Annotated in this window: 4 protein-coding genes and 1 pseudogene; 1 reads left to right on the forward strand and 4 read right to left on the reverse strand. The window is 72.2% G+C overall.

Annotation, left to right across the window (positions count from 1 at the left end; genetic code table 11):
• Positions 1–270: 270 nt before the first annotated feature.
• Positions 271–783 (reverse strand): SCO4983 family protein, encoded by a 513-nt coding sequence (locus tag ACWGJY_RS34285; protein ID WP_453264789.1) that lies wholly within the window; start codon positions 781–783, stop codon positions 271–273.
• A gap of 83 nt (positions 784–866) precedes the next feature.
• Positions 867–2078 (reverse strand): pyridoxal phosphate-dependent aminotransferase, encoded by a 1212-nt coding sequence (locus ACWGJY_RS34290; protein WP_453264790.1) that lies wholly within the window; start codon positions 2076–2078, stop codon positions 867–869.
• Positions 2079–2264: 186 nt separating this feature from the next.
• Here ACWGJY_RS34290 and ACWGJY_RS34295 point away from each other — a divergent pair, with 186 nt between their 5' ends.
• On the forward strand, positions 2265–4208 hold the full coding sequence (locus ACWGJY_RS34295; protein ID WP_453264791.1) for a P-loop NTPase fold protein: 1944 nt from the start codon (positions 2265–2267) through the stop codon (positions 4206–4208).
• A gap of 3 nt (positions 4209–4211) precedes the next feature.
• Here the strand turns inward: ACWGJY_RS34295 and ACWGJY_RS34300 are convergent, their stop codons facing one another.
• Positions 4212–5894: an N-acyl-D-amino-acid deacylase family protein gene (locus tag ACWGJY_RS34300; RefSeq protein WP_453264792.1), complete on the reverse strand. Its 1683-nt coding sequence runs from the start codon at positions 5892–5894 to the stop codon at positions 4212–4214.
• 18 nt (positions 5895–5912) lie between these two features.
• Positions 5913–6226 (reverse strand): annotated as a pseudogene (locus ACWGJY_RS34305) (hypothetical protein); the annotation flags it as partial.

Raw genomic sequence — 6226 nt, forward strand, 5'->3', positions numbered from 1 at the left:
GGGCTTACCCCGCCCCGATGGTGGGGTGGGAGGCGGCCCGCGCGCGGGCCCCGGGCGCGGGCTGCCCCCCGCCCCACCCCCCCCCGGGCGGCGGCCCGGCGCCCGGGGGGGGGGCCCCCGGCCGGACGGATGAAGTGGATCCGTCGGGATGGGCCAGTGGAGTGACGCCGGTAGCCGGTAGCCGGTAGCCGGTAGTGGGGGCGGCCGGTGCGGCACCGGCCTGCGCACCCGGCCCTTCTGGTTCCTCCAGCCCTCCGCCCCGCCCGCGGCTCAGGCCGTGGGGGCCAGATCCCGGAGCGGTGCGGTGTGGGCTTGCATGCGCTCGGCGGCCAGGGCCATGGCGGCGGCGTCGCCCCGGGAGGTGGCGACCGCCAGGGCGTTCCCGGCGAGGGTGTGGGCGCGCTGCTGCAGGGCCTCGATACGGGCGGCGCTGCCGCTGTCCGAGGGCTCGGCGCGCAGGGGGTAGTGGCCGCCGCTCAGCCGCGCGACCTGCTCGGCGATGCGCTCGGCCGCGGCGGCCAGCGCGGCACCGTCCAGCGCGCCGCCGCCCGGCGCGGCACCCTCAACTGCGCCGCCGGCCACTGCGCCGCCGGCCACTGCGTCGTCGTTCACTACGCCGCCGCCTTCTCGCACAGCCCGTGCATGCAGCTCGTCGGTGACGGTGAGCAGCGCGGTCAGTTGCCCGGCGAGCCGGATTTCCAGCTCCTCCTCGCGGGAGCGGTGCGGGATCTCCGGGGCGGCGGCCATGGTGTGGACCGACTTGGTGCGGATCGGTTCGTACATGGGACGGCCTCCTGAAAGCGTCAGGAGACCATCCTAGCTTAGACACTGTCTAAAGTTGTGATCCGTATAGAAATCGCTCCGGCTCAGTACTGTCCGTAACCGTCGAGGAAGGAGCCGATGCGGGTGACGGCATCGGTCAGATCGTCCTTGCCGGGCAGCGTGACCAGGCGGAAGTGATCCGGCTCCGGCCAGTTGAAGCCGGTGCCGTGGACGATCATGATTTTCTCGGCGCGCAGCAGATCGAGCACCATCTGCCGGTCGTCCTTGACCTTGTAGACCTTGGGGTCCAGCCGGGGGAAGGCGTACAGCGCGCCCTTCGGCTTGACGCAGCTGACGCCGGGGATCTGGGTCAGCAGCTCGTGCGCCGTATCGCGCTGCTCCAGCAGCCGGCCGCCGGGCAGTACCAGCTCGTTGATCGACTGCCGGCCGCCGAGCGCGGTGGCGACCGCATGCTGGGCCGGCATGTTGGCGCACAGCCGCATATTGGCGAGGATCGTCAGCCCCTCGATGTACGAGGAGGCGTGCGCCTTCGGGCCGCAGACCGCCATCCAGCCGCTGCGGTAGCCCGCCACCCGGTACGACTTCGACAGTCCGTTGAAGGTCAGGGTCAGCAGGTCAGGGGCGAGCGAGGCGAAGGGGGTGTGGGTGACGCCGTCGTAGAGGATCTTGTCGTAGATCTCGTCGGCGCAGACGATCAGGTTGTGCCGGCGGGCGATCTCCGCGATGCCCTGCAGCAGCGCGTCGTCATATACGGCACCCGTGGGGTTGTTGGGGTTGATGACGACGATGGCCTTGGTGCGGTCGGTGACCTTGCGCTCGATGTCGGTGAGGTCCGGCATCCAGTCCGCCTGCTCGTCGCAGCGGTAGTGCACGGCCGTACCGCCGGACAGGGAGACCGACGCCGTCCACAGCGGGTAGTCCGGGGCCGGCACCAGCACCTCGTCGCCGTCGTCCAGCAGCGCCTGCATCGACATCTGGATCAGCTCGGAGACGCCGTTGCCGAGGTAGATGTCGTCGACGGAGAGCTCGATGCCCTTGGTCTGGTAGTGCTGCATCACCGCGCGACGGGCGGAGAGCAGGCCCTTGGCGTCGCCGTAGCCGTGTGCCGTGCCGACCGACCGGAGGATGTCCTCCAGGATCTCGGGCGGGCACTCGAAGCCGAACGCCGCCGGGTTGCCGGTGTTGAGCTTGAGGATGCGGTGACCCGCAGCCTCCAGCCGCATGGCCTCCTCGAGCACCGGGCCACGGATTTCGTAGCAGACGTTGGCGAGCTTCGTTGACTGGATCACCTGCATGTCCGCCACCTTACGGGCGCGTATCGGCGGCCGCCGGGTGTTTTTCCCCACGTTGGTCAGCGGACGGTGTGGGGTGCGTCACGCATAGTGACGTCCTGTGGCCGGGGGCGCGGGCCGCTCCCGCGTGCGCCGCTGATTTCGCGGGTGACCGGCGGGCGGGCGCGCAGCTCGGTACGCTCCGGGCGCATGGTCACCTCGGCGCACTTACCCCCGTCCGCCCCCACGCCCCCCGGTACGCCCGCGCCCTCGTCGCGCGGCCCCTTCGCGCTGCTCAACGACGAACCGGTGGCCGAGCCCGGCGCGGATCTGCTCGGCGCCGGCCGGGCCGCCCGCCAGCTCGCCGGGCTGCTGGTCGCCTCCCGTGACTCCACCCCCTTCACGCTCGCCGTCGATGCCGGCTGGGGCATGGGCAAGAGCAGCCTGATGCGGCTGGTCGACGCGGAGCTGGCGCAGGCTCCCGAGGTGGAGACCGTCTGGTACAACGCCTGGACCTCACGGGGCGATGATGCGCTGGAAGGCCTCATCAAGTCCGTGCTGATGCAGTTCGACCGGCGGGTGCTGCGGCGCGCGCTGCAGCGGATCTCCGAACGACGGGCATTGCTGCGGGCCGTACGGGCGGTGACGACCGTCGCTGCCGGGCCGCTCGGGGTGGCCGGTCTGGTCGACGAGCTGTGGAAGAGCCTGTCCGTCAACTCCCAGGCGCGCAACGAGATGCGCGGGGCGCTCGGCGATGTGGTGCGGGAGTGGTCGCAGACCGACGGCTTCCGGCCGCGCCGGCTGCTGGTCATCTTCATCGACGACCTCGACCGGTGCCCGGAAGAGACGGTGCTCGCGGTCTGTGCGGCGGTGAAGGCCTATCTGGACGTGCCGGGACTGGAGTTCGTCATCGGGTGCGACCGTTCGGCGCTGGCTCCCAACGGCCTGTTACGCGATCTGTCCCCGGCCGCTTCGGCGTTCATGGAGAAGATCTTTCAGACGAGCTATCGCATTCCGGTGGCGGACCAGCAGGGCGTCCGGGCGTACATCGACCACTGCGCCCGGACCGCCGGGATCGATCAGCTCCTGGACGAGCGGCTGACCACGATGCTCGCGGAACGCTCGGCCCGAAACCCCCGCCGCATCAAACGGCTGGTGAACGGCTTTGTGCTGGAGGCGACGCTCAATCCGATGTGGGACGACTTCGCGCCCGAGGCGGTGGTGCGGACGTTGCTGCTGCAGTACTTCTACCCCGACTTCTACCGGATGGTGGCCGGGGCCGCCGGGTCCGGCTCGGGCGATGTGATCGCCGAGTTCCGCACCTACCGGCAGGTGCGGTGGCTTCTGCGGACACCCGGCCCGATCCCCGCGGCGGAGCGGGAGACGGTGAGCCGCTTTCTGCGGGAACACGATCTTCCGGAACAGGACGTGGACGCCCCGGGCCCGACGCTGAGCCGGCTGGAGCGCCAGCTTCCCAGCGGTTTCCCGGACATGGTCACCGACCAGGAGTTCACCTCGCTGATCGACGGCCTGGTGGCGCTGCCCCGGTCCGGGGAACTGCTGCGCCGGTTACGGGAAGGGGCGGCGCTCCCGGAGCCGGAGCCCGCCCCGTACCTCCAGCCGCTCCCGCCTCGGGAACCGCCGCCGGCGGGGGCGTACGGCGCGCTGTCGGCGGAGGCGTACGGCGCGGAGCCGACGGGGGCATACGGCGCGGTGCCGACGGGGGTGTACGGGGTGCCGTCGGCGGAGGCGTACCGCGCGGTCGTCGCGCCGCTGCGGTACGTGAACATCCTCTGGGTGGACGACTGCCCGCGGAACAACGAGTCCTTGACCGGCGACTTCCGGGCGGCGGGTGCGGTGGTGCGGATCGCCGAGGATTCCGGCGCCGCGGACGCCGCTCTCGCCGTCGAGCGGCCGACGTTGATCATCTCCGATATCGACCGGGACGGTAATCCGCGCGAGGGTCTGGAGCACATCGCGCGCCTGCGGCGCGACGGCCGCTACGACGGCCCGGTCGTCTTCTACGCGGGCCGGGTCACCCCCGAACGCAAGGCGGTGGCAAGGGAGTTGAGGGCGCACCTGACGAGCAGCGGGTCCGAGATCGAGCGGCTGGTGTTGCGTGCGGCCGAGGCGGGCCCGTCCCGGTCCGCCTGACCCTCAGCCCCGGCCCGCCGCCGCTCGCCGTACCGACCGCCCTCCCGCTCGCCGTACCGACCGCCCCGCCGCCCGTCGTACCGACTGCCCCGCCAGAACATCGGTCCGCCGGCCGTCCTCCATCACGAACCGGCCGTCGATCAGGACATGCGGGATGCCGGCGGGCAGGGTGCGCGGGGCGTCGAAGGTGGACCCGGCGGCGACCGTTTCGGGGTCGAAGAGGACGAGGTCGGCGCGGTAGCCCTCACGGAGGAGGCCGCGGTCGGGGAGCCGCAGGCGGGCGGCGGCGCGACCGGTCAGATGGGCGACGCACTCCTCCAACGGCAGCACACCCAGCTCGCGGACGTACCTGCCGAGGTAGTGCGGGAAGGTGCCGTAGGCGCGCGGATGCGGCTGGTGGCCCTGGAGGATGCCGTCGCTGCCGCCGGTGTGCACCCGGTGGCGCATGATCCGGCGGACGTTGTCCTCGTGGCCGATGTGCTGCAGGACCGTCGAGCCCAGCCGGTCGTCGATCAGCAGCCGCCGGGCGGTCACCCACGGCTCCTCGCCGCGCTCCGCCGCGGTGCCGGCGAGGGTCTTGCCGACGTGGCCGGCCAGCGCGGGGTCCGAAACGCCGGAGACCTCGATGGTGTCCCACTCGATGGGCACGCCGTGGCAGCCGTCCGCGCCCTCCACCTCCATGACCTGGCGGATCCGTTCGGCCGTCGGGTCGTCCCGCAGGCGGGCCAGGATCGCCCCGGGGCCGCCCTCGCTCGCCCAGCTCGGCAGCATCGCGACCAGGGTCGTACAGCCGGGGGTGTAGGGGTAGGTGTCGAGGGTGATGTCCGCGCCGGCGTCCAGCGCGTCGTCCAGGAGCGAGAGCAGCTCCGGCGCGCGGCCCTTGTTGACGCCGAAGTTCATGGTGGCGTGCGCCAGATGCAGCGCACAGCCGGCCTCGCGGGTGAGGGTCACCATCTCCTCGTACGCCTGGAGGGCGCCGGCCCCGTAGGAGCGGTGGTGCGGGCAGTAGTAGCCGTCGTAGCGGGCCACGACCCGGCACAGTTCGGTCAGTTCGGCGTCGGAGGCGTACATGCCGGGGGTGTAGGTGAGTCCTGAGGACAGCCCCACCGCGCCCTCTTCCAGGCCGTCGGCGACCAGTTGCTTCATCCGTGCCAGTTCGTCGGCGGTGGCGGCACGGTCGTCCCAGCCGAGGACGAGCATCCGGACGGTGCCCTGTGGGATGAGGTAGGCGGCGTTGACGGCGATGCCGTTGCCGTCGAAGCCGTGGTCGAGGCGGTCGAGGTAGGCGCCGACCGTGCGCCAGGTGAAGTCGACGGACGTGTCCCCGGGCGCACCGCCGTTCCAGCCGGTGATCTGGGTCCGGACCTCGGCAAGGGTCCGGTCGTCGACCGGCGCGTACGACAGGCCGTCCTGGCCGATGACTTCGAGGGTGACGCCCTGGGCGGCCTTCGCCTCGTGCGCGGGGTCACGCAGCAGCGCAAGGTCGCTGTGCGCATGCATATCGATGAAGCCGGGGGAGAGGGCGAGGCCCTGGCCGTCCACCACGCGGGCGGCGCCGGGGCGCGGGCCGCCGTCCGTCTCGCGGTGGATCGTGGCGATCCGGCCGCCGGCCAGGGCGACATCGGCACGGTAGGACGGACCGCCGGACCCGTCGATGACACGTACGTCGCGGAGCACGGTGTCCATGGCGGTGGACTGCCTTTCTCAGTGCCGGGTGCCGGGTGCCGGGTGCCGGGTGCCGGGTGCCGGGTGCCGGGTGGCTTCGGCGTTGCTGCCCTGCTGCCTTGGTGCCTGCGGCCCGGTGGCTGCTGTCCTGTTGCCCTGTTGACCAGTTGACCAGTTGCCCTGCTGACCAGTTGACCTGCTGTCCCGGTGCCTGCCGTCCGGGGCCGGCGGGGGGCCGGCGCCGGGGGCGGGGGGGCCCGCGGCGCGCGGGGCGCGCACGCCGGCCCCCCGCGCGGGGAGACCGGGGAGGAGGACGAGGAGGGGGGCACCGAGGGCGCACGCCCGGCGCAGAA

Source organism: Streptomyces sp. NPDC054765, from assembly GCF_053612065.1.